A 25,112-nucleotide genomic window follows, 5' to 3' on the forward strand; every position below is an offset into this window, starting at 1 on the left:
AACTGACATCTATGAGCACCATTCATTGCAATACAACCGGGATTATTTTTAAAGAAATATCGGAAATTGCGCGGGGGCTGAAGACCTGTGGTCTCTGTTGGAGAGTTACATTTCTTCTGTTCGTTTCGATTCTGACGATTGAGGCAATCTTGCTCGTATTTTCTGCAAACCAGTTCGAGAAAGCGCGACTGGCCGAGGCAGAGAGAGAAGCGCTTGTCACCGCTAGAACGATAATCAGGGCATCTCTGATAATCGATGATATGCATAGCCTAGATAACACATTAACCGATAGCGCAATATCCTACAGCGCATTCGAAGAAATAGGTCCTATTCTTCGTAAAAATTCATTACTGTCGGGAGCGGTCGTTTTCGATGAAAGCGGAATGCCGAGTGCGAGTTTTGGCGACCGACCGACCATTACACCATTCGATGAAAAGGATTCACGTTTATCTATTGATGGAACCATGGATATTCTATGGAAACCGAAAAGAATGGATGGATCTCGCTTTGTCGCAGGTCGTGTCGATGTGACACATATACCGGAAATGGTTCAGGCACATGTTCTGAAAATTGTCGGGTTGGTCTTATTAATTTCCCTATCGCTGACTCTTACTTCTATGATCATTCTCGAGCGCGTGCTTTTACGCCCGATACGCTGCGTGAATACGGTGCTTTCTGATATCGCCCGTAACCCCGGAAATACATCGGAAGACGCCCTGTTCGTAAAAATGGGAAAGCGCCAGGTCGACGAATGGGTCGATGTTCGAAAAAACTTGATTTTCCTGACCCGATGCCTTCGACAGGCTTTTTTAGATATCAAGGAGCAACAGGATCAGTTAGCTGAAGCGGAAAAAATCAAAAAGATAAGCGATGCCAAGTCAGATTTCCTCGCCAATATGAGCCATGATCTTCGCACCCCGCTGAATGCGATAATTGGATATTCTGAAACGATAAATATGGAAATCTTCGGGCCTGTCGGAAGCGAACGATATCGTGAGTATATCCAGGATATACTAGAATCTGCCAGTCAATTAAAATTTTTGGTAGATGACCTTCTTGATTTAGGTCGTATTGAAGCGGGCACCTTTGAATTGGACGAGCAATGGGATAACCTACTGGATACCGTTCGACGTGCAGTTTTTAAGTGCGAGTCAACCTATTCTGGAGTGCCTGCAAAAACGATACAGATGCATACTGGGAATGTAAATCCAGGTTTAGAAATTTTCGCCGACCAGAAGGCAATGAACCGGATACTTACAAACCTTGTCGGCAACAGCCTTGATCACGCGGGTCCGACAGCGAAAACGCGTGTGGTCATCTTTGGGACAAGCGAAGGGCGATTTTACATCGAGATAGGCGACAATGGATGCGGCATTGATCAGGACGTGGTCGCACGGATTACCGAGGCATATTTCCAGGCCGGACCCAATATCGGACGCTCCGCTTATTCCAAGCGTAAATCGACTGGATTCGGACTTGGCCTTACGATGACCGCAAGTCTATTAAGGCATCACGAGATGGGGTTCGTTATCGAAAGCATTAAAGGATCGGGGACGGTCTGTCGTGTAGAAATACCGTTGAGCAGGACGAGACAAACTCTAGTGTCGGAAGCGTTTAATTAGAATCGGGATTCCCAAAGGGGACGAATTGTGATTCATCATGATGGCTGGGATAGGAGGCCAGCCATGATGTCTCGGTCATATTCTCTTGATCTTCGGGAGCGTGTTGTTGCGGCGGTTCTCGGTGGTGCAACGACGCGGTCGGCGGCGGCCCGTTATGGCTTTTCGGTTGCGACGGCGATGCGCTGGTCGCAGCGGGGGCGTGCGGGGCTCAGTCTTATGCCCAGTAAACGGGGCGGCCACCGACCGAGCCTGTTGGTTGGCGATGTTGCGGCCTGGCTGCGTGCGCGGATACGCGAGAAGCCGGATATCACCTTGCGGGCATTGACGACGGAGTTGCAGGCACAGGGGACGGTGGTGCATGTCCGCTCGGTGGGGCGGTTCATGCGCCGCGAGGGCCTCAGCTATAAAAAAAGCGCTGCTGGCGAGCGAGCGGAATGGGTCGAAGACCGCTGCGCCGCTGGTCCTTGACGGCCCGATCAACGGCCTCGCCTTCACACCTGGCTTTGTCAGAAGAAACTAGATTGAGGCAATTTGAGTATCCGGACAGCTTCCTTAGATGACAAGTTCCCCATTCCGTTATTTCAAGACGTCACCCGAGATCATCCGGCTCGCGGTCATGATTTACGTTCGGTTTCCACTGTCACTTCGCAATGTTGAAGACCTGCTCCATGAGCGCGGGATCGAAATCTGCCATGAGAAGGTGCGCTATTGGTGGAACCGTTTCGGGCCAATGTTTGCCGCTGAAATCCGGAAACGTCGCGTTACAAACTGTTCATATTCAAACTGGCGGTGGCATCTCGATGAGGTGTTCGTGAAGATCAATGGAGAAACCCACTATCTGTGGCGGGCTGTTGACCACGAAGGAGAAGTGCTGGAATCCTTTGTTACGAAACGCCGCAACCGTAAGGCTGCATTAGCATTCTTAAAGAAAGCAATGAAACGATATGGCCAACCGAAGGTCATTGCGACGGATCGACTGAAGTCCTACCGGGCGGCAATGAAGGTCGTTGGTAATCAAGCAGCCCAGGAAGTTGGTCGTTGGAAAAACAATCGCGCCGAGAACTCCCACTTGCCATTTCGTCGACGAGAGCGAGCCGTGTCCAGGTTTAGGCTCAGACGAAGTTTGCAGAAACTCTCGTCCATCCACTCTGCCATCTTCAACCGCTTCAACTTTCAAAGGCACCTTGTCTCAAGAGACGAATTCAAAATTCAACGTGACGCTTCCCTAATTGAATGGCAGCAGCGTTGTGCTGCGTCATTCGACCGACCTACGGGCAAACTGAGACGAGTTCGCATTTGTCTGATGGTGTGGACGGCTCCACCCGAACGGCATCACGATGTGCCATATTGGTGCTGTTTGAAACCAACAGTGGGAAGGAGCCATCCACATGACGACTACAACACTCGGGATTGATCTCGCCAAGTCAGTTTTCCAGTTGCACGGTGTGAATGCGCAAGGCGCCATTGTTTTGCAGAAGAAACTTCGGCGCGGAGCGGTTCTTTCTTTTCTGGGTAAGCTCAAGCCTTGCCTGATCGGCATGGAGGCTTGCGCCACATCACATTATTGGGCGCGTGAGATTGCAGCCCTTGGGCATACGGTGCGCTTGATACCACCTTCCTATGTGAAGCCTTACGTCAAACGACAAAAGAACGATGCGGCTGATGCAGAAGCAATCTGTGAGGCCGTCACCGCCTGTCACGGACTGAAAATCCTCAGCCACTGTCCAACTGACGCCCGTATCCCGCGCGCCGGCCACGATTGCCCTGGCCAGTGGATGTTCCGATTGCTCTTCCGCCGCGGCGGCGAGCACGAGCGCCCTTTCGCGGCTCATATCGTTTAAAGCAACGACATCGACGAGCTTCGGCTTGCCCTCAGTCAGGGTCCCGGTCTTGTCGAGCACCACATGCGTAATGTCCTTGAGGACCTGGAACGCTTCGCCCGAACGGATCAGGATACCGCGTGTTGCGGCAATACCGCCGCCCCGGATCAGCGCCAGAGGCGTGGCCATGCCGAGGGCGCAAGGATAGCCCATCACCAGCACGGTAACGGCGGCATAGATGGCGCGCACCCAATGCGGCTCGCGGCTCCAGCTATCCGGGCTGAGGCCCCAGAACAGGAACGCAGCGAGGGAAACGACGAGAACGGCTGGCACGTAGTGCTTGAGCACCCTGTCCACCAGCACGACGATGCCGGGCTTCATCGCCTTGGTTTCTTCGACATGGCGGGCGACCTGATGCAGGAAACTGTCCTCGCCGATGCGCGTTGTCTCGATTAGAAGCGCACCGGTCTGGTTGATCGACCCACCGATGACCTCGGCGCCAACGGCCTTTTCCACCGGCACCGACTCGCCGGTGACGATCGCCTCGTCGATGGCGCTTTCACCCTCTATGACCTTTCCATCCACCGGCACCCGCTCGCCGGGGCGCACACGCACATGATCGCCCACGGCGACTTCTTCGATGGGCACTTCCCGCTCGGTCCCGTCGCGGATGACATTCGCTGTCGGTGGCTGCATGGACAAGAGCTGACGCACGCTTTCCGACGCCTTGGTGCGCACGATAATCGACACGAAACCCGACAGCAGATGATAGGCGGTGAGGAACACGACCACCCCGAAGAAATCGACGGCCGGAAAGCCGACGAAACCATACCAGCCGAACCAGGGCATGGGCGCACCGAGCAGACCGCCGATATAGGCGCCGATGGCCCCGGAATGCGCACCCGACAGATAAGAGCACATGCTGATTGGTGATGCCGCGCTTGCCCGCGCCCCAGGCCATGCGGACGATACGCCGTCCGTTCCACAAGAGCACGAAAGTGGCGATGGCCCAGGCGGTCCATACATGCCAGTCGCGCATCTGCCACAGCCCCAGCCACATAGCGCTCATCGCCATGAACAGGATAAGCGCGGCGGTGGCGGCCATGGCAAGATCGGTTGCTTCCTCGCGGATCGCGCGTTTCTGCTCCTCGAAGGCGCTCGCCTTGCGCGGATCGCGGATGGTGAAGCCGAGGTCGGTCAGCGTATGCTTGATCCGCGCTTCGTCGGTCTCTTGCCGATCGAAGCGGATCAACACCTCTTCATGGGCGAGTGAGACATGCGCCTCGCGCACGCCCTTGTCCCTCATGAGCGCCGAGGAGATCGAATTGGCACAGAACGAACAACTCATGCCACCGATCTTGAGCTGGAGCGTGCCAGAGGTAGATGTTGGGGCAGATGCTGTCGCATTCATGGTGTCACCTCTTCAAGCCGGTCAGCAGGTCGTCGGAGAGGAACAGGTCGCTGCGGCCATTCTCGCTGCGGATCGCCAGCATATTGGCCAGGAACAGTGCGTCGCCGGTGTGGAAGGTCGGGTCGCTCACCCGCCAGACACCGTCCTCGAAGATCACTTCAGAGGCAAAGACCGGCGCTGTCGATACTGCTCCGGGCAATATGGGATGGGCGAAGTGCTCCGCCGGCTCTCCTTCCAGATAAGGCGCGACCACCAGTGGCAGCGGGCTCGCCTGCATGAGGCCGGAGCGAACAATCACGCTTTCGAAAAAGCGGGGAAACAGCGCAGAAGCCTGCTCAGCCTCAGCATCGGAACCGTGCCAGCGCACGGCATTGAGAGCTGCCACGACCGCACCGGCGGATCGCGGGTCATAGGTCACCGGCGCCTCGCCACGGCGAAACAGCTCTGCCTCGTCATCCCAAAGCGGTATCAGCCGGTCGCTAAACAAATTCTGCGCCGCCTCGGCAAAGGCTGGTTCGGCCAACAGCCGCCTGGCCTCTGTCAACCCGTAGATGGCAAGCGCTATATCCTCGATGGCCGTGCCGGGCTCCCCGTCAGGTTTTTGGCCAGGCTTTCCGCATAGGTGCGCGCCAGCGTCAGCGCCTCGCCTCTGAGCGCCGAATCATCGGTGGCCAGGGCGAAACGCCCCAATGCCACTACCGCAAGGCCGCGCTCGGCTGGGGTCTCAGGTGGCATTGCCGTGACGTCCGCGAAGGCTTACCTCAAGAGCGGGCGATAGTTCTCGGCAGCCGTCAAGTCCCGGTAGGCGGCGTGCCAGTAGTCATCGCGCGCACTCGTTCCGGCCAGCACCATGTTCGACGCCGCCCACAGCACGGCAATCTGGTCGCGTGGAACCGCCGCGCCAAGGTTGCCGCTAGATGCCAGCGGCGCGAACAGCCCATCGGCGCTCGTCAGCCGCGCGCCAAGCGTCTGCGCCTGGGCGCGTGCCTGCGGAATCACCATCAGGGCCGCCAATTTATTGTCCGGTAGGTCATGGAACTGCATGTGGAACTCGGGGCTCGTGATCTTGATCATCGCCCAGGCCTGTGCGGCCGGGTCGAGTGTGCGGTCGAAGGTGGACGCGTCCCAGGCCAGCGTCCGAGGTACGGCGAAATCCGGCGTGCCCACGAAGGCCGGCCGAGCACCAGCGTAAACCGGGCCAACCGCCGCCATGTCCGGCATCTCGGGCCGGGTGACGAAACCGGCACGGCGCAACCATTCGTCGCGCTCATAGGGTGAAATCACCAGCGCCTCGCCGAGGCCGGAAAACATCACCGCGTTGGCAAGGTTGGATAGCGCGGCGAAATACACCGCCGGGCGGACATTGCTTTCGTCATAATGGAATTCGTCGGCAGCCCGTGCAGACGGCGCAAATGCAAGGTTTGTAACGAGCGAGGCGGGAACGGCGTACGCAGCGATTGTTCTCGTCAAAGCGGAAAATAGGGTCATGGCGGCCTCCGGTACGGTGATCCCGCAACCATGCGGGATGATCTCAGGGGCCAGCCTACCCTCCGTACTAAACTACGGAGTCAAGCGCTTTCTTCTGCCGGACTGTCAGGCCAGTTCCGGCACAGCGGAAAACAGGCCGAACCAGATCGACCAAAGGCCAAGCGCGATGAGCAACCCCCCTGCCCAGAACGGTATTTTGGCGGAAAGCCCCGCGAGATGGTCGAACAGACGGCGCGCCGGTTTGAATGCCACAGCCGCAACGAGCGGCAGGGACAAGGCCAGACCGAACACTCCAAGCGATATGAACCCACTCAGAGCCGCGTCGCCGCTGGCGCCATCGGCCCCTGCAACGCCGAGCAGAACCAGAAGCAATGGCGCGGCACAGGCGGGAATGTTGAGACCGAAGATAAGACCGAGCCCAACCGAACCGCGCGCACCACTCAAACCGGCGAGCCGCGGCCCGATCGAACGCATGAGAAATCCGGCGCGCCCGATGAGATAGAGAATCCCGATTGCCGCATAAACAAGACCGAGCACGATCCAGGCTCCGCGCTGGAACCCGATAAATGCAGACCCGACCAGCACCGCCGCCACGCCAAGAGCGCCGATGAAAAGCGCGCGCGTGAGCGCGAAAACCGCCGTCTCGGTGAATTTCTGCGCTCTCTCCTTGCCTTCCAGATATTTGATAAAGATCAGGCTGGAACCGATTGAGCAGGGTTCAATGAAGCCGAACAGGCCAAGCCCTGCCGGTAGAATGAGAAGATTGAACAAACTGAATTCCATTATAGCCCGCTTTCGCTGATGTGATATCCGGCCTTTGCGGCCGCTTCCCTCAACCGCCCGACGCTCGTGATGCCCTTGTCAAAACTGACGCTAACTTCCCGGCGTTCGAACGAGACGCTGGCCTCGCCGACACCCGGTTCGGCGCCAAGCAGCGCCTCGACGGTCCGCGCGCAGCCCACACAATGCATTCCATCGATCCCGAAGATGGTCCTGACCAATTGTGTTCTGGATGCCGCATCGTCCAGGTGAGGCGCAGTGTTCATCGTTGGTCGCTCGCTGATCGCGTCCATGATCGTGCAGGCGCTCAAATCCCCGCCACCGGGACATCTGGCGATGAGCACATCGAGCGCCGAGCGAATGTCCTCCAATTGTGCGATCTTGCCGTCCACATCCTGGCGCTTGGCGACAGCCTGCATACGCACATCAGAACAGTCTGCATTCGGATCCGTCTTCAACGCCAGGAGTTCGGCAATCTCGCACAACGAGAATCCGAGTTCCTGTGCCTGCCGGATGAAGCGGATGCGCTCGACAGTCTCGCGTTCATAATGGCGATAGCCGCCGCCGCTTGGACGCAATGGCTGTTCGATCAATCCTCGTCGTTCGTAAAACCGGATCGTCTCGACGCCGACACCGGCCTGTTCGGCGGCGCGGGCTATGGTCATCGCTCTTGCCATGCTGTCTCATCTCCCCATAAACAATAGACTCCGTATATTGGTACGGGGTCAACAATTGAAGAGGCGGTTCACGACAGTTTTGACCGGATCAAATGTTGTCATCCCGCGCAGCAGGAGAGCTTTGCGACGTCCTTGTCGAAGCCTTGGGCGGCGAGCTTGAGCCCTTCCACGGTGGTGAGATAGGGAAAGATCGTCTCACCCAGTTCCTTGGTCGTCATTCCATACTTGATCGCCAGCACTATGGTCTGGATGCTGTCCGCACCTTCAGGAGCGAGAATCTGCGCTCCCAGCAACCGATCTGACTTTGCATCGGCCGTTAGCTTGATCAGCCCGCGCGTATCGCGGGCGGCCAGCGCGCGCGGCACCTGATCGAGCGGCGCAACCGATGTCTTGATCTCGAAACCGCGTTCGCGAGCCTGTTTCTCCGAAAAGCCGACTCCAGCCACCTGTGGATCGGTGAACACCACCCAAGGCATGGCGGAATTGTCATAGATGAGGCTGTCGCCGTTCAAAGCGTTCTTCGCGGCGAGCTTGGCGCCATAAGCAGCCATATGGACGAACTGGTCGCGCCCGGTGACGTCACCCGCGGCGTAGACACCCTCGCGGGTGGTGCGCATACGGTCATCGACAACAACGCCGCCGTTGCGGGCCAATTCCACACTACTTTCGACAAGACCAAGGTCGGCGGTGTTAGGTACGCGCCCAGTGGTCACAAGAACCTTTTCGGCGGTTAACGTTTCAATTCGACCATCCACGTCAACGCTTAACGCGATTTCGCCGTCACCGCTTTTGATCCCGGAATAGCTGAGGCCAGCGCGTACAGTGATGCCTTCGCCGACCAGATAGCCGGTAAGCGCCTCGGCAATTTCCGGTTCCGCCTCAGGCAACAGGCGCGAGCGCGTGACCAGCGTCACCCTGGTGCCGAGGCGCGCGAACATCTGCGCCAGTTCGCAGCCTATATAGCCGCCCCCGATGACCAGTAGCGAGCGCGGCTGTTCCTTAAGCTCCAGCGCAGTGGTGCTGGTGAGGTAAGGAACGCGCTCCATGCCGGGGATGGAAGGAATCGCCGGCGATGCACCCGTGGCGATGATGATCTTGCCGGTGCTGATCGGACTTCCGTCCACCAGCACGCCCGAACCATTGAGCCGTGCGGCGCCTTCCAGATATGCGACACCATCGTATTCGGGCAGCAGGTCGATATATTTCTTCTGCCTGAGCGTCCCGACCAGATCGTCCTTGGCCGCGACCAGTGCGCGCCAATCGCTGACATGGGCCTCTCCGGCAAGCCCCGGAAACCGACTCGAAGCGCCTGCGCCATGCACCGCCTCAGCGGCGCGGATCATGGTCTTGGAGGGTACACAGCCGACATTGACACAGGTACCGCCGATCGTGCCGTGCCCGATGAGGGCGACCTTCGCCCCCTCTCCGACGGCCGTGATCGCGGCGGAAAAGCCTGCTGAACCAGCCCCGATAACGGCAAGATCGTAGGTGCGGTCAGCTCGCGGCGCGCAGCAATCGTTCATCAGTGGCTCCTTTCAGCGCGATTGTTGCGGAGCTTTGCGCGCCGTAACAGAAGGTAGGCTGCCAGTCCGGCCACCAGAATGGGGAGAGCGATCCATACATAGCCGAGATAGCTAGCCAGGGCGGCGAGCACGACGCCGCCGCTTGATACCAGCAACAGGGGAACAAGGCAGCACAGCACCGCAACCGCTCCACCGATCAACCCAAGGCTTACATGGGACGGATCGCTCATCGGCTCATTCTCCGGCGATATGTGCCGGATAGCCGGCGTTCTCCGAGGCGGTCGCGATGGAATCGATGCTCGCCTCGGACGGATCGAACACGACGGTTGCCGTCCTGGCATCGAAATCGACCGTCACCAACCGAACACCCTCAACGCTTTCCATTGCCTTTCTCACCGTGACAGGACAGAGCGCGCAGGTCATACCCGGCACATCGAAGGTGGCGGTCTGTTCGCTCGAAGCAGCCTGAGCCGCTGAAACAAGGACCGGCGACGCGATAGTGGCGACGAGAGGTAGTCCGGATATGCCCAGAACAAGCAATCCAGCGGTAATAAAGAACTTCGATTTCATTGGGGTCTTCTCCTTAATAGAAAAACGGCGCCCACCAATTGATGGTCAGTGCCAGGACGACTAGTACCGTCGAGAGCCACAGGGCGGATTTGGTGATGAGAGCGGATTCAGGCCGTGCGCAATAGGAGCCGTCCTCACAGGCTGGTTTGGCCTTGAAATAGACCTGTCGGAAGCCGAGCCCGATGAAGACGAGCGCCACGCCCGCGAAAATCGGCTTGTAGGGCTCAAGCGCGGTGAGGTTGCCGATCCACGCGCCGGATATGCCAAGTGTCAGCAGCACGAGCGGTGCAATGCAGCAGGTGGAGGCAAGGATTGCGCCGATGACGCCGCCGGTTGCGAACCAGCCCTTGCGCCGATCGCTGGTTTCCAACGCCGCGTCCGGCATTGTTGTTTCAATTTCCATATCGCTCATGCGGTTTTCCCTCGAAGTTCAATTGAATGCAAGCTACAGTCTGTAGCAACTACAGACTCAAGAGGTATTTTGAGATGACCGATCACGTTTCCGGGAAGACATTGCAACGCGCCGAACTGGCGAGGCGCACGGGCTGCAATCTCGAAACCATCCGCTATTACGAGAAGACAGGCATGATGCCCGATCCGCCGCGCACGGCGTCCGGCTATCGCGTCTATGACGAAGCCCACGTCTCGCGGCTGCGTTTCATCCTGCGCGCTCGCGAACTCGGCTTTTCCATCTATGGGATCCGAGGCCTGCTCGATCTCGTCGATGGCGGCACGCAGACCTGCGCCGAGGTGAAGGAACGGACCGAGCGGCACCTCGCCGACGTCCGTGCCAAGATCGCCGACCTCAAGCGGATCGAGAAGGTGCTGGCGGGGACCGCCGCGCAGTGCTCCGGCGAGGAGGTGCCTGAATGCCCGGTACTGGAGGCGCTGGCATCGTGATGGCGACACTTGCAATCTACATAGGAGCGGCACTGGCGGAAATTGCCGGCTGCTTCGCCTTCTGGGCCTGGCTGCGTCTGGACCGCTCGCCGCTCTGGCTCGTTCCCGGTATGGCCGGCCTTGCTCTCTTTGCCTGGCTGCTGACACGCATCGACAGCGATTTCGCGGGCCGCGCCTACGCTGCCTATGGCGGCTTCTATATTGGCGCGTCGCTCTTGTGGCTCTGGGTAGTCGAAGCGCAACGCCCGGATCGTTGGGACGTGACCGGCGCCACGGTTTGTCTCCTTGGTGCGGCGATCATCATCTGGGGGCCGCGTCCCGCCTGACGGCACGCGGCCACACGGCCAGCCTTCTCTCGGTACGCCGCTTTTCCATCACCTCCGACACGCCAGCCGGAGCTTCGTCCGCAGTCCGCGCAGCGACGAGGCTTGGCTTCAATAATCTTAGTCGTTGCTTCAAATTATAGCTCCTGCAAAATTCCAAATAATTCTCAATTGCAGGAACGTTGAATGCTCGAGATTTCCGACTGGCTGCGAACACGATTGAGCCGGCGTATGGTTATGGGAGCGGGCCTTGCGGCCGCAGGCGGGTCCGCTGTCGCCGCGGTGGGCAGTGCGCAGGAGGTCAATTAACCCGGATATGCCGGCGGCAAGCCGCATCAAGGGATGGCAGGTTCGGGCCATCAGTCCGGTCACGGATCCAGCCACGGCGCGATGATGACGGTCGGCGACGTCGATGAGACGCGGAACGGGTTCGACACGTCGAAGATGCTGACAGAGTGGGAGACCGGAACCGTTTCCGATCTTCCCGATGGGCGGACACAACACACCTTCGTCATGGAAGCCGTCGACAAAGAAATCGAGATCGCGCCCGGCGTCATGTTTCCGGCCTGGACCTACAATGGCAAGGTGCCCGGCCCGGCGCTGAGAGCAACCGAAGGTGAAAGGCGAAAGATCGTCTTCCGCAATTACGACTCGCAGCCCCATTCGATCCATTTTCACGGCATCCACTCCGCGCGCATGGACGGTGTCCCCGGCGCTGGTGTGGTCAATCCGGGCGAGGAGTTCGTCTATGAGTTCGATGCCAAGCCGTTCGGCTGCCATTTCTATCACTGTCACGCGCTGCCGCTGAAACGGCATATCCACAAGGGGCTCTACGGGCTTTTCGTTGTCGATCCCGACCCGGCACGCCATGCCGAGCATGCCGATGTTGCTCGCTCACGCCTGCTCGGCACCCCGGAGAATGCCGGCTGGCAGGAACTCGCCATGGTGATGAATGCCTTCGACACGAACTTCGACGACGAAAACGAGGTTTATGCCGTCAACACCGTCGCGCATGCCTATACGAAGCGGCCGATCCGCATCCTGCGCGACAAACCGGTGCGCATTTATCTCGCCAACGCGGTCGAGTTCGACCCGATCAATTCGTTCCATCTGCACGGGAACTTTTTCGACTATTTCGACCAAGGCACTACACTCACGCCGACTTCCAGGACGGTCGATCTGATCACGCAGTGCCAGGGACAGCGCGGCATCTTGGAATTCTCGTTCAAGGACCATGAGCCGGGTCTTTACATGTTCCATGCCCACCAGTCGGAGTTCGCCGAGCTCGGCTGGATGAGCATGTTCGAAGTTGTGGAGCAGGTCGCATGAACGACGTGTCATCAACCCAGACGATCACAGCGGCTCCCAGCGTGCCGCAACCCTCACGCGTGGCACTGGCTTGGCTGATCCTCCCGCTCGCCGTGCTCGCGCTCGCGATTACCTGGCTCGTCACCGCCAATCCTTTGCGAACCTTCGACAACGGCGCGCCACCCGTCGAAAACCTCACCTTCGAAAGGACGGTCCTTTCGTCGGATGGCATCGAGATCCTCGTTCGCGCGGGCGGGTCAGAGCCGATGACGATCGCCCAGGTTCTCGTTGACGATGCCTACTGGCAGTTCGCGCAGGAACCGTCAGGTCCGCTCGCCCGTGGTGCTACTGCCTGGATCCGTTTGCCCTATCCATGGGTTCTCGGTGAAGCACACGCGTTCAAGATCATCACCAACACGGGCGCCACATTCGAGCACGAGATCGCCGTTGCGGTTCCGACACCGGTCAGCAGCGTGTCGATGTTGAGCGCCCAGGCACTCCTGGGGGTGATCGTCGGGATCGTGCCGGTGGCCATCGGGTTGATGTTCTATCCGGCGTTGCGCGGCGTCGGCCGCAACGGCATGAATTTCCTGCTCGCCATGACGGTCGGTCTGCTCGCCTTCCTGATGATCGACGCGGCGGGCGAGGCCTTCGACCTTGCCGGTGAGTCCGCAGCCATCTTCCAGGGGCAAGCCATGGTGGCGCTTGCGGCGGCGGCGAGCTTTCTGTTGCTCATAGCCGCCGGGCGTCGTGGCGGCACGCCGGCCGGGCTGACGCTTGCAACCTTCATCGCTCTCGGGATCGGCCTGCATAACCTCGGCGAAGGACTGGCGATCGGCGCCGCCTTCGCCGCCGGGGCGGCCGGGCTTGGCACCTTCCTCGTGCTGGGCTTCACCATTCACAACATCACCGAGGGTATCGACATTGCCGCGCCGATGCTGAAGAAGCGCCCGCCGCTGTGGACCTTCCCGGCGCTGACCCTGCTTGCCGGCGGCCCGGCCGTCCTGGGCCTGTGGATCGGAAGTCTCGCCTATGCGCCGCAATGGTCGGCGCTGGCGCTAGCGATCGGAGCCGGCGCCTATCTGGCAAGATCCGACGGCCGCGGGGCAGCAGCTCTGCTATCATGGCCGGTCATGGCCGGGCTCGCCTTTGGTGTCACCTTCATGTACGGCACGGCCATGTTGGTCAAAGTCTGAAGCCCTGGCGGACCGCGCTGGCTCGATCAGCGCGGTCACAGCATGCCTAGGTTGCCGCAGCAGTGGCGGTAGGGAGGCGGCGAACGCCCCAACCCAACAGGCGCATCGCGTTGAGGGTGACAAGCACCGTTGCACCGGTATCGGCCAGGATGGCCGGCCAGAGCCCGGTTATACCCACGATGGTGGTCACGAAAAAGGCGGCCTTGAGACCAAGGGAGACCGCGATGTTCTGCCAAATGTTGGCCATGGTCGCCTTGGACAGGTCGATCATTCCGGCGATGTCGAGCACGCGAGCATGCAGCACCGCGGCGTCGGCGGTTTCCAGCGCGACGTCCGCGCCGCCACCCATGGCGATGCCGATATCTGCCGCCGCCAGCGCCGGAGCGTCGTTGATACCGTCGCCGACCTTGGCCACCACTTTGCCCTCGGACTGCAACTCGCGAACGATGCGCTGTTTGTCCTCGGGCAACAGGCCGGCCCGAACCTCGATGCCGAGCTTCGCGCCGATTGCCCGAGCGGTCCGCGCGTTGTCGCCGGTCAGCATGACGACACCGACGCCGGCGGCCTTGAGCGCATGAAGGCCGGCCTGAGCGTCGGTACGAGGTTCATCGCGTATCGCCAGTATGCCGGCGACTTCTGAACCGACAACGAGAACGGAAACGGTCTTGCCGTCGTCATTGAACCCGTCGATCACTGCCTGCAGTTCCGGCTCGATCATGGCACGTCCCGCTGCAGCCGCGGGCGATGCAAGGAATACGTCCTCGCCGCCGACCTTACCCGAGACCCCCTTGCCGGCGATGGCCCCGGCTGATGCAGCGGGTGGAATCGGCGCCTTGTCGGTTTGTGCCCTGGCAAGAATTGCAATTGCCAGCGGATGGCTCGATCCCGTCTCGAGCGCAGCCGCAAGCGACAGCACTTTGCTCTGCGAACGGCCGACCCCAATGATGTCTGTCACCTGTGGCTTGCCTTCGGTGAGTGTTCCGGTCTTGTCGAGCGCGACCGTCGAAATCGAACGCAGGCGTTCGAGCACCGCGCCGCCCTTGAGGAGCAGGCCCTGGCGCGCGCCAGCCGACAACGCGGCGGCGATTGCGGCCGGCGTCGAGATGACGAGGGCACATGGGCACCCGATCAGCAGGATCGCGAGGCCCTTGTAGACCCATTCGCTCCACGCCTGCCCGAACAGGAGAGGAGGTACAATCGCCACCAGGGCACTGACGACGAGCACGCCGGGTGTGTAGTAGGTCGAGAAACGATCTATGAAACGGGCTGTCGGCGCCTTGCTCTCCTGGGCTTCCTCGACCAGCCGCACGACCCGCGCGATGGTATTGTCGCTCGCGCTCGCCGTGACCCGCACCTTGAGGACGGCATCGGTATTGATCGTGCCTGCGAACACCTGATCGCCCACCTGCTTGGATTTGGCCACGCTCTCACCGGTGACAGGGGATTCGTCGATCGCGCTGTGCCCTTCGACGATGTCGCCATCGGCAGGTATCCGGTCTCCGGGACGCACCATGACGATCGCGTTCACTGCGAGGCCTGCTGCCGGTACTTCACGGGTCTGATCGCCTTCGACGAGGAGCGCCGTTTTGGGCACCAGATCGGCCAGCCCCTTGATGCTGGCGCGGGCGCGGCCCGCGGCCACACCTTCGAGCAGTTCACCGACAAGGAACAGCAAGACCACCGTCGCCGCTTCCTCGGTCGCGCCGATGATGACAGCTCCGGTGGCGGCAATGGTCATCAGGGATTCGATGGAGAACGGCGTACCAGCCATGGCGCCGGCCAGTGCACGCCGCCCGATCGGTATCAAGCCGACGAGCAGCGCTGCCAGGAATGCGAAATGACCGGTATCGGGCACAAGCCGTCCGGCCAGATAGGCCACGATCAGCGCAAGGCCGCAGGCCAGGGTAAGTATCGCCTTGCGTGTCCTCCACCAAGGGCCGTCGCCGAGATCGAGGTGACCAGCACCGTGCTCGCGGCCATGATCAAGGGTCTCATCGACCCCTGCCCGCGGTGCGGGACCGTCCAGCGAGATGCTGTAGCCCAGCGATTTGACGGCGCTTTGGATGGCGCTGAACTGAACCGCGTCATGGATCACGTTCAACGTGCCGGCGGTATAGCTGGCACCGACTTCGGAAACGCCCGGGATCCGGCTTACCGCAGTCTCGATCTTGCTCGCACATGCCGCGCAGTCCATTCCTCCGACGCGGTATTTGGTCTTGATCGGTTCTGCCATCTTCGGTCCTTCCATTCGATACCGCGCCATGCTAAACCCTCTAGCCACTAGAGGATCAAGAGGTATTCCATGGCTTTTCCGATTGGCGAACTCTCGCGTCGCACCGCAGTCAAGGTGCCGACTATTCGGTACTATGAGCAGATCGGGTTGCTGCCCGCGGCACCGCGCACCGACAGCAACCGGCGCCTCTATGGGCAAGCCGAGGTCGACCGCCTGAACTTCATCCGGCATTCCCGCGAGTTGGGCTTTGAGATCGAAAACATCCGGGAATTGCTGGCCATGTCAGAGCAGCCACAGTCCTCGTGTCACAAGGTCGACAGCATCGCCAACAGCCACCTGATCGAAATCGACCGCCGGATCGCCAGCCTGACAACGTTGAAGGCCGAGCTGGCGCGCATGATCAGCGAGTGCGGTCGCGGCCGCGTCTGCGATTGCCGGATCATCGAGGTGCTGGCCGACCACGGACATTGCCGATCGGAACACCGATCGTTACAGACTACCCCTCTATCGGCGAATGTTCGAGGATGATCAAGGCATCTCATCTTTGGCCGGGCGTACCGCTCGCCCTCGGCTCGGCCGTTCTTTTCGGCACCTCCGCACCGCTCTCCAAGCTGCTCATGGGATCGATCGATCCCTGGCTGCTCGCAGGCATCCTCTATCTCGGGGCCGGAGCGGGCCTTGCGATCATGCAATGGGGGCGCTCGTTCGTTGGGATCGAGAATCTCGAGGCACCGCTCCACCGAGCGGACTGGCCGTGGCTGGCGGCGGTCATCGTCTTCGGCGGCATGATCGGACCACTTTTTCTGATGCTCGGCCTGTCCCAGACGACCGCATCATCGGGGTCACTGCTGCTCAATCTCGAGGGGCTGGCCACGATGGCAATCGCCTGGGTCGTCTTTCGTGAAAACGTCGATCGACGACTGATCCTCGGAGCGGGCGCGATCCTTGCCGGAGCCGTCCTGCTGTCCTGGTCCGGAACCGGCCTGCGCTTCGACACCGGAAGCCTCTTCATCACGGCAGCGTGCCTGAGTTGGGGCATCGACAACAATCTGACCCGCAAACTGTCCTCGGCGGATCCTGTCCAGATCGCCATGCTCAAAGGACTCGTGGCCGGGACCGTGAACCTCGTCCTCGCCCTGGCTTCGGGTGCCGTCCTTCCGAGCGCGAGTATCATTGCATCCGGCGCCCTGACCGGATTTTTCGGAGTCGGCGTCAGCCTTGTGATGTTCATGCTGGGGCTACGCCATCTCGGCACCGCCCGGACCGGGGCCTATTTTTCGCTGGCGCCGTTCATCGGTGCGCTGTTGGCTATCATCTTCCTGCACGAGCCGCTGACGCTGCAACTCCTGGCGGCCGGTGTGCTGATGACCTTGGGGCTCTATCTCCATCTGGCAGAACGGCACGACCACGAGCACGTTCACGAAACTCTGGAGCATGATCATCTTCATGTTCATGACGCACATCATCAACATGACCATGATGGACCGGTGAGCGAACCGCATTCGCACAGGCATCGGCATCAACCCTTGCGCCACCGCCACCCGCACTACCCCGACCTGCATCATCGGCACGGGCACGGCTGATGGTCCCCGCCGTCACGGTGCTCCCGACGCCCGCGGCCTGAATTCGGCTCCTACTCGATCGAACGATCCGTTCGGTCGAAAGTCGGGAATGCCCTGATCGGAATCAGGGGCACAAGAACAAATAGCTGACGTAGTGTGGCTACCGCGGCGACATACCGATGCCAGCAATCTCCCGGTAGGCATCGTTCAGGGCGCGATGTTCCTGCTCACATACCGGCCTATCGCGATCGAGTTTCTCGAGCGCTGCGAGCATGAATTCGGCGATGTCCGGTCGGTCTTGCTGGCAGGCACACCTGAAGACGCGCAGGATATCACACTCCAACTGCTCGGCATTCGAGGTCATCGCCGTCTTCTCCTTGCCTAGATGCAAGCCTGCGCTATCCAGCAAGAGCAAGGTCAAATCACGATTTCTTCAACTCTCCCCCGGTCGAACTCAGCCGATCGAAGACAGTATCGGAAAGGTCTCCAAAAGCCAGAAGGCGAACGTGGAGAGATATCCCGTCATCATGGCAACGCCCATCGCGATCATCACCACTCCGGCCAGCACTCTCAGACAGCGTCCGAGGCGCCCAAATGCCTTCAACTTGGCGGATAGCGTATCGGTGAACAGCGCGGCAAGCAGGAATGGCACGCCGAGACCCAGCGAATAGATCGTGAGCAGCGCAATACCATCGGCGAGTGTCGCCGACGCGGCGCCGACCGTCAGAATGGCGCCGAGGATCGGGCCAATGCACGGTGTCCAGCCAAACGCGAAGGCCAAGCCGAGGACATAGGCCGAGACGGTGCGTCCGCCGGGCAGATCGATGTGGAAGCGTGCCTCGCGCATCATCCATGCCGGGCGGATCGTTCCGAGCATGAACAGCCCGAACAGCGTGACGATCCCGCCCCCGACGATGTTCAACTCGAACCGGTAACTGAGCAGCAACTGGCCAAGCGCCGAGGCACTGGCTCCGAGGATCACGAATACCGTGGTGAAACCGAGCACGAAACAGAGGCTCAGGCCGAGCGTCATGCTTCGGGCGACAGCGATCTCACCGGAGGGCGAAGCAAAAGTTGATCGGCCGGCGACATAGGAAACGTATCCCGGCACCAACGGCAGCACGCAGGGCGACAGGAACGAGATAATGCCGGCCAGGAAGGCGCTGAGGATCCCGATATTGGAGAGTTCAGGCATTTGGATAAACTTTCAGAGGCGACTCCGGCTTCATCGATTCTGATCCTTCCGGGCCTGGTCGATCAGCCGATGCATGGTTTGCAAGTCGGTAGCGCCGCGCAGGATCTCGTCTCCGATGACGAAGCCCGGCGTACCGTTGATCCGTAGTGCCCGGGCGAGAGCAAGATTGAGCTCGATCTCGGCGTCGATCGTGGGATCTTGCATGTCGGTCCGGAGTTGGTCGACATCAAGGCCGATCTCTTCGGCGACAGCGACGACCTGCGCTTCGTCGGCAGAGCCCGACGCCTGCATCATCGCCTTGTGGAACTGTGGATAGAGGTTCTGGTTGCGGGCCGCGAGCGCTGCCCTTGCCGCGAACACGGAATTCGGCCCCAGAATGGGAAACTCCTTGTAGACGATCCGCAATTGGGGATCGCCGTCTTCGGCCGCCACCATCGAGGGCGCGACCTGCCGGCAATAGGGGCAATTGTAGTCGAAGAACTCGACCAGGGTCACGTCGCCTTGCGGATTGCCGCCGACCGGGCTTTCGGGGCTGTTGAGCAATTCGTCACGGTGCGCAGTAAGGGCCGCCTGAGCTTCCGTCTGTTCCGCCTCCCGTTGCTTCCGTTCGAGGTTCTGCATGGCCTCGACGATGACTTCAGGGCTGGCGACAAGATAGTCGCGCACCCGCCGCTCGAACGTGTCCTGCGGCAGGTTCGCCGACGCGGTCGTGGGTTGCCGGCCTGCCCTGAACCCTGGATCGAGCAGATACCAGGCGCCCGCCGCGATAATCAGCAGCAGGGGCAGGAGGAGAAAGCCGAGGCGTCGGCTCGTGAAGTTCAGATGGTGCATGTTTCTTTTCTCCCGCCTTTCAGAACCAGTCCGTCAGCCATTCCCACCACCCCTTTTCGGTAGGCGGCTTTGGCGCATGCGCGTTGTTGGTGAGCCCGTTGATGTAGAGGGTCAGATTTGTCTTGCTGAAATCGGAACCATGAAAGATTCCGGCATGCCGTCCGTTGCGGTCGATGACATGCGCCATCGGCAACTCCTGGCTACGGCCACTCAGCACGGCAAATCGATCCGCTGCAACGGCAGTTGTCTCGTCGTCCGATGGGATCACGAGCCGCCAGTTCGCCTCGTCCCACGGTGCTTCGATTGACGCGTCAGCATCGTGAACGGTTACGAACGTGACCATTTGCCTCATTGGCGAAACATTCACCTGTTCACGTCCTCCGCTCGCACATTGCCACCCTGCACTTGCGCAAACGAGGCGATGGCCGCCAGGCACGCAACAGCGACAGCGGAAAGGAGGACCGCGTTGCGCCTCATTGCGGTCCCCGCAGATATTTCACCAGCGCCAGGAGGCCGAGGATCAGGACAGCAAGGACCAGAAGCACTACGAGACCGCTGCCGACCATCATCCAACCCATGAAGCCGTCCATTCCGCCCATGAACTCATTCATCGGAATAAACGGAGACCCCGCCCTCGCCGAACGCGTAGGTCTTCAAGGTGCCGGTCTTTTCGCGTGCCATACCGGGAGCGTTCCCCGGCATACCGGGCAGTGTGATCCCGGTGATGTCAGGGCGGTCACTGACCAGCCGCTCGATGATCTCCACAGGTACGAGGCCGCTCACGACGTAGCCGTCGATCTCGGCAAGGTGGCACCCGATACCCCTCTCGGGAACACCCATGTCAACCGAGCGCTTGTCAAAATCGCGATCATCGACGCGCGTCACCATGTAGCCGTTGCCTTCCAGATAGTCGGCATAGGCATCGCAGCAACCGCAGCCCGGATCGCGCCAGATGGTGATCGCCTTGCTGCCTGAGGCTGCCGCGATGGCGGAACCTTGCAGAGGCGAGTTCGCCGAGCCCAGCGACCAGTAGGCGATACCGACAGCGGCAGCCACGGCGATGACGGCGACGGCAATTGTGTTCTTGTTCATGATATTCTCCATTATGCGCGTGCGAGCGCGGTCCAATTCGCGCCGCCATCGCGGCTCTCAAAAAGGCCGTTGCCGGTGACGGCGACGACATGATCGGCATTGGTGGGATGGACAGCGACGGCCAGCGCGCTTGCGCTCGACCGTTGCGACCACACGACTCCGGCATCCTGCGATTCCCAGATTCCCGAAGGCAAAGCGGCGTAAAGCCGAGTGGGCAGCGAAGCCGCGCTGACCAACGCGTTGATCGTCTCGTCTTCAGGAAGAGGCACCTCTGACGGAGCCAGTTTCCCCGAGACAAGTGACCGGAACCAAACCGTTACAAGTCCAAGTCCAAGTCCAATTCACCGCTTGATCGAAACATGTATGTAGATTGCTGCTACACAACACTTGTTACACAGTTAGAGATAAACAGTATCGAAGGCACGTGAGAATGTCGAACCGCACGAAGTCAAGAGAATATTCGACAGCGCCCCCCTTCACGAAGCCGTCGGACTGAACTTAATTAAAGGGCTATTTGACCTTTGGTGTAAATTCTCATCAGGGGAAAGTCATATCGTGGCTATGGGGATTTTATGCCCCCCATAGTCAACTCACAAAAGCATTCGATGATCTTCTCGACCGTAAATGGACCGCCTTGATCATACCAACGGGCCATCCAGTTACACATGCCGAGAATGCCGAATGCGAGTAGTTTAGGGTCGCCGATCTCGCGGAAACTGCCGTCATGCTGACCTGCTTTAATTAGGTCGCACCACATGGCTTCGTAATGTTTCCAGAACAACATCATCTTTTTACGCACGTCGGAATCCACATCAACCAGACCGTCGCGCAGGCAGACTGTCATTTCCAAGCAGTAGCGGTCGAACCGGGCGAGGTGATTGCGCACCGCGCCGCGCAGTTTCTCCTCATAGCTCAATGCATCATCCTCTACAATTTCCTTAAGTCCGAACAGCAGCGATGCACTTTGAGGTTCAATGATTTCGTAGAGAATTTCAGAGCGGTTCTTGAAATAATAGTAGACGCCCTCGCGCGTAAAGCCGACGTCCTTTGCGATGTCGTCAAGGGAAGTGGATGAATATCCGCGCTGATCGAACAGGACAATCGCGGATTGTAAAATCTGATTTCGGCGCACCATGGATTTGCGAGTTGTTTTCTTGGGCGCATTCGGTGCCATATGCTTGCCAAATTCTTTCAAATATAGGGTATCTGCGACTGTTTGGGCGCGAGTATATCTAGCGAAAGATCAAAATCAACCCGCTCTCCCTAGACTCCGAGATATCGTGATTGGACTGCCAAGTCGGATTGTAGCGCCTCGGTGGTACCGTCAAAGACAACGAGCCCATTCTCCAAGATATAATTGTAGGAAGCAATAGCCATTAGGTCGGACAAGTGTTTGTCGACAACCAGGGCGGAAATTCCTCTGCTGCAGATCGACTTGATGCCCTTCCAGACTTCTTGACGGATGATCGGCGCTAGACCCTCGGTTGCTTCGTCGAGAATCAAGAGGCTGGGGTTCAGCATCATGGCGCGCGCGATCGCCAGCATCTGCTGTTCCCCGCCCGACAGATGGTCGCCCCAATTGTTCCGCCTCTCTCTCAGGCGGGGGAAAAGTCGGTAGCAATCCTCCAACTTCCAGACTTTACTCGGTGAGGCATCGGGTAGGCTGCGCTGGGCGAGCAACAGATTCTCCTCAACCGTCAGTGTCGGGAAAATGCGTCGACCTTCCGGCACTAGGCCGATACCTAACCGCGCGATGCTGTAAGGCGTCTTGCCGGTAAGCGCTGTACCCCGGAAGGTGATTTCCCCTTGCGCGGTCGTGGTCAAACCCATGATCGAGCGGATCGTCGTCGTCTTGCCCATACCATTGCGGCCGAGCAGGGTTACGATCTGGCCTTCTCCGATCTTCAGGGACACGCCATGCAGGACTTTGACATGCCCGTAAGAGGTATGGATGTTATCGATGTGGAGCGTCACCGGCTATTCTCCCAAATAGGCTTCTTGAACCGCCTTGTCGGCCCGGACCTCTTCAACCGAGCCGCAAGCGGCGACCGTCCCGTTGACAAGTACGGTTAGTCGATCTGCCAGCGAGAAGACGGCGCTGAGATCGTGTTCGATAAGGATGACGGAATGATCGTGCTTCAGGCCAGCAATCAATTCGGTGACGCGGCGTGTCTCGTCATAGCCGATACCCGACATCGGTTCGTCGAGCAGCACGATGGAGGGACGGGTGGCAAGGACCATAGCGATCTCCAGCATGCGCTGTTCGCCGTAACTCAGCGCGCGTGCCTGAACGTGACAACGTTCCTGTAGTCCGACCAGGGATAGGGCGCGTTCGGCTTCTTCCTCCAAGCGACGGTAGGCGGCGAAGGGCTTCACGAAACGGAAGGCATGGTCGAGATGCACGAGAGCGGCGGTCTTCACATTCTCTTGTGCAGTCATGGAATCGAAGATGTTGGTGCGCTGGAAGGACCGACCGACGCCGTGCCGGGCGAAGACATGAGCGGGTCTCCCCTCTAGCCGTTTGCCCACGACCTCGATCGTTCCGCCGTCAGGTCGGGTAACGCCGGACAGGAGGTTGAGGAAGGTGGTTTTACCTGCCCCATTCGGCCCGATGACCGCGTGGATCTCCCCCTGCTCGAGCGTCCAGCAGACCGAATTGATCGCGGTCAACCCGCCGTAGCGACGGGTCAGCCGATCGGCGACGAGAACTGCGCTCATGGCCGCGCCTCCCCGTCACGTCGTTTCAAGTTCTCTGCCCTTGCAGCTATCCATGGCCAAGCGCCGCCGCGCACCCTAAGGACAAAGAGGACAAGCATAATACCAAGGAAGAACTTCCAATTAGATGTGTAAGTGCCGAGATACTCTTCCAGCAGCGTGATGAGCACAGCGCCGAGAACTGGGCCGACGAGAGTACCGCTGCCGCCGAGCACCAACATGATGAGGATCTGCCCCGACATGTGCCAGGACAGGAGCGTCGGATCCGCGAACATCTGATGCAAGGCGAATAGATATCCAGCAAGGCCGGCGCCACCGCCCGCGATAACGAAAGCTGTGAGCGCATAGGTCTTACTGTCGAAGCCTACAGATTCCAGCCGGGGCGCGTTCAAGCCGATCCCCTTGACAATCTGTCCAAAGGGGGAGCGGATCAGGACAAAGAGAAAGGCTATGAACGCGGCGATGAGTGCCAGCACGAAAAAGTAGAACTGCCGCTCGTTGTCCAGGTTCAGAATTGCGATGCCGAAGAGATCGTAGCTGCCACGCTCCATCAGCACGACCCCGTCTGAGCCGCCTGTGAAAGTGCTATCGTGGACCAAATAGTAAAAAGCCTGCGAGAAGGCGAGAGTGATCAGCACGAAATAGATGCCCCATGTTCGCACCGCCAGAAAGCCGACCAATGCAGCGGCGACCATGGCACCGAGAACGGATAACGGCACGGCGAAGAGTGGCGCGATGCCACCCTTATCGACGAGAAGCGCCATGGTATAGGCGCCGATGCCGAAGAAGGCTGCGTGGCCCAGGCTAATCATCTTGGCATGGCCGACAAGTAAATCTAGGCTGAGCGCCAGCAGTGCCAAGATCAGAATACGGATCGCCAAGTCCATGTGGAAGGGCGAGACGAGAAACGGCAGGACGATCAGGACGGTGAGCGCCCCGCCTGGGATGAGATATCGAGGGGAGTTCATTTGCTGATCCTCGCGCCGAAGAGGCCTTCGGGCCGCAGATACAGGATTGCGGCCACAACCAGATAGATCACGACATTGCTGAGTTCGGGCAGAGTTACCCGACCAATTGTTTCCACCATGCCGACGAGGATGCTGGCAACAAAGGCACCCTTTAGCGAGCCGAGCCCGCCCAGGATGACGACCATGATCGCCGGGATCAGGATAGTCTCGCCCATGCCGGGATACAATGACAGGATCGGCGCTGCGACGATGCCCGCGAAGGCCGCCAGCACGATGCCGAAACCGAAGACAAGCAGGGAGACGAGGTTGACGTCGACGCCCAGCGCCGAGGTCATCTCGCGGTCGAAGACGCCAGCGCGGACCTGGATACCGATCCGGGTAAAGGACAGCAGCAGCCAAACGCTGATTCCGACAACGATCCCGACAACGGAGACAAGTAGCCTGTAGAGCGGATATTCGCGGTCGAAGCCGATTGAGACGCTGCCGGACAGGGCGTCGGGGATGTCGATAGAACGGATGGTCGGGCCCCAGACCATGGTGATCACCTCGTTGGCGATCAGGATTAGACCATAGGTCAGTAGCACTTGGTCCAGATGGCTGCGGTCGCGCAGAGAACGGAAGATCGTTTTCTCGGATGCCATCGACAGCGCGACGATGGCGGCTAATGCGGCCAGCACGCTTAGGATTGGTGGGATGCGGGCCTGCAGGCCCGCATAGAAGAGATAGGCGCCCAGCATGTAGAAGCTGCCATGCGCCAGATTAACGACACCCATAACGCCCAGGATCAGGGACAGCCCGATCGCGAACATGAAATAGAGAAAGCCGAGCTGAAATCCGTTCAAGACCTGGACACAGGCCGAAACGAGAAACTCATCCATCTGGAAAATCCCTCACCGGA

The 25,112-nt window shown here is 59.6% G+C and carries 32 protein-coding genes and 3 pseudogenes; 12 read left to right on the forward strand and 23 right to left on the reverse strand.

The genetic code is table 11. The features are described from left to right. Window positions 1-11: 11 nt before the first annotated feature. The 4 genes and pseudogenes from ACOSDR_RS19580 to ACOSDR_RS19595 all read left to right on the forward strand — a co-directional run. Window positions 12-1,622 (forward strand): sensor histidine kinase, encoded by a 1,611-nt coding sequence (locus ACOSDR_RS19580; protein ID WP_420726084.1) that lies wholly within the window; start codon window positions 12-14, stop codon window positions 1,620-1,622. A gap of 63 nt (window positions 1,623-1,685) precedes the next feature. After that, window positions 1,686-2,090 (forward strand): helix-turn-helix domain-containing protein, encoded by a 405-nt coding sequence (locus tag ACOSDR_RS19585; protein WP_420726083.1) that lies wholly within the window; start codon window positions 1,686-1,688, stop codon window positions 2,088-2,090. A gap of 88 nt (window positions 2,091-2,178) precedes the next feature. Beyond that, on the forward strand, window positions 2,179-3,036 hold the full coding sequence (locus tag ACOSDR_RS19590) for an IS6 family transposase (RefSeq protein ID WP_290482125.1): 858 nt from the start codon (window positions 2,179-2,181) through the stop codon (window positions 3,034-3,036). Next, window positions 3,011-3,313 (forward strand): annotated as a pseudogene (locus ACOSDR_RS19595) (IS110 family transposase); the annotation flags it as partial. The gene ACOSDR_RS19590 and the pseudogene ACOSDR_RS19595, both read left to right, overlap by 26 nt. Before the next feature lie 69 nt (window positions 3,314-3,382). Here ACOSDR_RS19595 and ACOSDR_RS19600 read toward each other — a convergent pair. Continuing rightward, window positions 3,383-4,468, reverse strand: a pseudogene (locus ACOSDR_RS19600) (heavy metal translocating P-type ATPase); the annotation flags it as partial. On the opposite strand from ACOSDR_RS19600, the gene ACOSDR_RS19605 reads away from it, so the two are divergent. Then, window positions 4,362-4,715, forward strand: coding sequence for a hypothetical protein (locus tag ACOSDR_RS19605; protein WP_290482124.1), 354 nt, complete (start codon window positions 4,362-4,364; stop codon window positions 4,713-4,715). The pseudogene ACOSDR_RS19600 and the gene ACOSDR_RS19605 sit on opposite strands and share 107 nt — an antisense overlap. Here the strand turns inward: ACOSDR_RS19605 and ACOSDR_RS19610 are convergent. The 9 genes and pseudogenes from ACOSDR_RS19610 to ACOSDR_RS19650 form a co-directional block, all read right to left on the reverse strand. Then, window positions 4,686-4,853: pseudogene (locus tag ACOSDR_RS19610) on the reverse strand (heavy-metal-associated domain-containing protein); the annotation flags it as partial. The gene ACOSDR_RS19605 and the pseudogene ACOSDR_RS19610 overlap by 30 nt on opposite strands. Before the next feature lie 4 nt (window positions 4,854-4,857). Continuing rightward, window positions 4,858-5,376 carry a hypothetical protein gene (locus ACOSDR_RS19615; protein WP_290482123.1) on the reverse strand — a complete coding sequence of 173 codons (519 nt, stop codon included), beginning with the start codon at window positions 5,374-5,376 and terminating at the stop codon, window positions 4,858-4,860. Between the two features lie 233 nt (window positions 5,377-5,609). Beyond that, a complete protein-coding gene (locus ACOSDR_RS19620; protein WP_290482121.1) occupies window positions 5,610-6,341 on the reverse strand; it encodes a hypothetical protein in 732 nt (243 codons plus the stop codon). A 105-nt stretch (window positions 6,342-6,446) separates the two neighbouring features. Further along, window positions 6,447-7,124, reverse strand: coding sequence for a cytochrome c biogenesis protein CcdA (locus ACOSDR_RS19625; RefSeq protein WP_420726082.1), 678 nt, complete (start codon window positions 7,122-7,124; stop codon window positions 6,447-6,449). Beyond that, window positions 7,124-7,798 (reverse strand): MerR family transcriptional regulator, encoded by a 675-nt coding sequence (locus ACOSDR_RS19630; protein WP_290482119.1) that lies wholly within the window; start codon window positions 7,796-7,798, stop codon window positions 7,124-7,126. Before ACOSDR_RS19630 ends, ACOSDR_RS19625 begins: the two co-directional genes overlap by 1 nt. A 98-nt stretch (window positions 7,799-7,896) precedes the next feature. After that, window positions 7,897-9,321, reverse strand: coding sequence for a mercury(II) reductase (gene merA, locus ACOSDR_RS19635; protein ID WP_290482118.1), 1,425 nt, complete (start codon window positions 9,319-9,321; stop codon window positions 7,897-7,899). Further along, window positions 9,321-9,551, reverse strand: a complete 231-nt coding sequence (locus ACOSDR_RS19640) for a hypothetical protein (RefSeq protein WP_290482117.1) — start codon at window positions 9,549-9,551, stop codon at window positions 9,321-9,323. Before ACOSDR_RS19640 ends, merA begins: the two co-directional genes overlap by 1 nt. A gap of 4 nt (window positions 9,552-9,555) precedes the next feature. Then, window positions 9,556-9,891: a heavy-metal-associated domain-containing protein gene (locus ACOSDR_RS19645; protein WP_290482116.1), complete on the reverse strand. Its 336-nt coding sequence runs from the start codon at window positions 9,889-9,891 to the stop codon at window positions 9,556-9,558. A 13-nt stretch (window positions 9,892-9,904) separates the two neighbouring features. Next, on the reverse strand, window positions 9,905-10,294 hold the full coding sequence (locus ACOSDR_RS19650) for a mercuric transporter MerT family protein (RefSeq protein WP_349678527.1): 390 nt from the start codon (window positions 10,292-10,294) through the stop codon (window positions 9,905-9,907). Window positions 10,295-10,377: 83 nt separating this feature from the next. Between ACOSDR_RS19650 and ACOSDR_RS19655 the strand changes: the two genes are divergently transcribed. The 5 genes from ACOSDR_RS19655 (at window position 10,378) to ACOSDR_RS19675 (ending at window position 13,618) form a co-directional block, all read left to right on the forward strand. Continuing rightward, window positions 10,378-10,791 (forward strand): MerR family transcriptional regulator, encoded by a 414-nt coding sequence (locus tag ACOSDR_RS19655; RefSeq protein WP_290482115.1) that lies wholly within the window; start codon window positions 10,378-10,380, stop codon window positions 10,789-10,791. Further along, window positions 10,791-11,117, forward strand: a complete 327-nt coding sequence (locus ACOSDR_RS19660; protein ID WP_349678526.1) for a YnfA family protein — start codon at window positions 10,791-10,793, stop codon at window positions 11,115-11,117. The genes ACOSDR_RS19655 and ACOSDR_RS19660 overlap by 1 nt, the downstream gene beginning before the upstream one ends. A gap of 183 nt (window positions 11,118-11,300) precedes the next feature. Further along, the gene (locus tag ACOSDR_RS19665; RefSeq protein WP_420726081.1) at window positions 11,301-11,423 is read left to right on the forward strand and encodes a hypothetical protein; all 123 of its coding nucleotides are present in this window, start codon (window positions 11,301-11,303) and stop codon (window positions 11,421-11,423) included. 33 nt (window positions 11,424-11,456) lie between these two features. Beyond that, entirely contained in the window at window positions 11,457-12,443 is a 987-nt protein-coding gene (locus tag ACOSDR_RS19670; protein WP_349678525.1) for a multicopper oxidase domain-containing protein, read from the forward strand. Then, window positions 12,440-13,618 (forward strand): hypothetical protein, encoded by a 1,179-nt coding sequence (locus ACOSDR_RS19675; protein WP_290482112.1) that lies wholly within the window; start codon window positions 12,440-12,442, stop codon window positions 13,616-13,618. The genes ACOSDR_RS19670 and ACOSDR_RS19675 overlap by 4 nt, the downstream gene beginning before the upstream one ends. Window positions 13,619-13,664: 46 nt before the next feature. Here ACOSDR_RS19675 and ACOSDR_RS19680 read toward each other — a convergent pair whose 3' ends face one another. Further along, entirely contained in the window at window positions 13,665-15,851 is a 2,187-nt protein-coding gene (locus ACOSDR_RS19680; protein ID WP_290482111.1) for a heavy metal translocating P-type ATPase, read from the reverse strand. A 69-nt stretch (window positions 15,852-15,920) separates the two neighbouring features. On the opposite strand from ACOSDR_RS19680, the gene ACOSDR_RS19685 reads away from it, so the two are divergent. After that, window positions 15,921-16,379, forward strand: coding sequence for a MerR family transcriptional regulator (locus ACOSDR_RS19685; protein ID WP_290482110.1), 459 nt, complete (start codon window positions 15,921-15,923; stop codon window positions 16,377-16,379). Continuing rightward, window positions 16,376-17,434, forward strand: a complete 1,059-nt coding sequence (locus tag ACOSDR_RS19690; RefSeq protein ID WP_290482109.1) for a DMT family transporter — start codon at window positions 16,376-16,378, stop codon at window positions 17,432-17,434. Before ACOSDR_RS19685 ends, ACOSDR_RS19690 begins: the two co-directional genes overlap by 4 nt. 139 nt (window positions 17,435-17,573) lie before the next feature. Here the strand turns inward: ACOSDR_RS19690 and ACOSDR_RS19695 are convergent, their stop codons facing one another. The 12 genes from ACOSDR_RS19695 to ACOSDR_RS19750 all read right to left on the reverse strand — a co-directional run bounded on the left by ACOSDR_RS19695 (window position 17,574) and on the right by ACOSDR_RS19750 (window position 25,092). Beyond that, window positions 17,574-17,777 (reverse strand): hypothetical protein, encoded by a 204-nt coding sequence (locus ACOSDR_RS19695; RefSeq protein ID WP_290482108.1) that lies wholly within the window; start codon window positions 17,775-17,777, stop codon window positions 17,574-17,576. A 90-nt stretch (window positions 17,778-17,867) separates the two neighbouring features. Further along, window positions 17,868-18,608, reverse strand: coding sequence for a cytochrome c biogenesis CcdA family protein (locus ACOSDR_RS19700; RefSeq protein WP_290482107.1), 741 nt, complete (start codon window positions 18,606-18,608; stop codon window positions 17,868-17,870). A 30-nt stretch (window positions 18,609-18,638) separates the two neighbouring features. Continuing rightward, window positions 18,639-19,439 carry a DsbA family protein gene (locus ACOSDR_RS19705; protein ID WP_290482106.1) on the reverse strand — a complete coding sequence of 267 codons (801 nt, stop codon included), beginning with the start codon at window positions 19,437-19,439 and terminating at the stop codon, window positions 18,639-18,641. A 19-nt stretch (window positions 19,440-19,458) separates the two neighbouring features. Further along, the gene (locus tag ACOSDR_RS19710; protein ID WP_290482105.1) at window positions 19,459-19,782 is read right to left on the reverse strand and encodes a hypothetical protein; all 324 of its coding nucleotides are present in this window, start codon (window positions 19,780-19,782) and stop codon (window positions 19,459-19,461) included. A gap of 130 nt (window positions 19,783-19,912) precedes the next feature. Then, window positions 19,913-20,050: a hypothetical protein gene (locus tag ACOSDR_RS19715; protein ID WP_420726079.1), complete on the reverse strand. Its 138-nt coding sequence runs from the start codon at window positions 20,048-20,050 to the stop codon at window positions 19,913-19,915. Next, window positions 20,043-20,531, reverse strand: coding sequence for a DUF411 domain-containing protein (locus ACOSDR_RS19720; RefSeq protein ID WP_290482103.1), 489 nt, complete (start codon window positions 20,529-20,531; stop codon window positions 20,043-20,045). The genes ACOSDR_RS19715 and ACOSDR_RS19720 overlap by 8 nt, the downstream gene beginning before the upstream one ends. Before the next feature lie 11 nt (window positions 20,532-20,542). Next, the gene (locus ACOSDR_RS19725; RefSeq protein WP_290482102.1) at window positions 20,543-20,800 is read right to left on the reverse strand and encodes a WD40/YVTN/BNR-like repeat-containing protein; all 258 of its coding nucleotides are present in this window, start codon (window positions 20,798-20,800) and stop codon (window positions 20,543-20,545) included. A 290-nt stretch (window positions 20,801-21,090) separates the two neighbouring features. Then, complete coding sequence (locus ACOSDR_RS19730) at window positions 21,091-21,705, reverse strand: TetR family transcriptional regulator (RefSeq protein WP_420726078.1); 615 nt, start codon at window positions 21,703-21,705, stop codon at window positions 21,091-21,093. An 89-nt stretch (window positions 21,706-21,794) separates the two neighbouring features. Then, the gene (locus ACOSDR_RS19735) at window positions 21,795-22,505 is read right to left on the reverse strand and encodes an ABC transporter ATP-binding protein (protein ID WP_290482100.1); all 711 of its coding nucleotides are present in this window, start codon (window positions 22,503-22,505) and stop codon (window positions 21,795-21,797) included. A gap of 3 nt (window positions 22,506-22,508) precedes the next feature. Next, a complete protein-coding gene (locus ACOSDR_RS19740) occupies window positions 22,509-23,249 on the reverse strand; it encodes an ABC transporter ATP-binding protein (protein WP_420726077.1) in 741 nt (246 codons plus the stop codon). After that, entirely contained in the window at window positions 23,246-24,214 is a 969-nt protein-coding gene (locus ACOSDR_RS19745) for a branched-chain amino acid ABC transporter permease (protein ID WP_420726076.1), read from the reverse strand. Before ACOSDR_RS19745 ends, ACOSDR_RS19740 begins: the two co-directional genes overlap by 4 nt. Beyond that, the gene (locus ACOSDR_RS19750; RefSeq protein WP_290482097.1) at window positions 24,211-25,092 is read right to left on the reverse strand and encodes a branched-chain amino acid ABC transporter permease; all 882 of its coding nucleotides are present in this window, start codon (window positions 25,090-25,092) and stop codon (window positions 24,211-24,213) included. The genes ACOSDR_RS19745 and ACOSDR_RS19750 overlap by 4 nt, the downstream gene beginning before the upstream one ends. Between the last annotated feature and the right edge of the window lie 20 nt (window positions 25,093-25,112).

Origin of the sequence: Hwanghaeella sp. 1Z406 (assembly GCF_048892425.1) — a bacterium.
In the GTDB taxonomy this organism is placed as follows: Bacteria; Pseudomonadota; Alphaproteobacteria; order UBA8366; family Aestuariispiraceae; genus Pacificispira.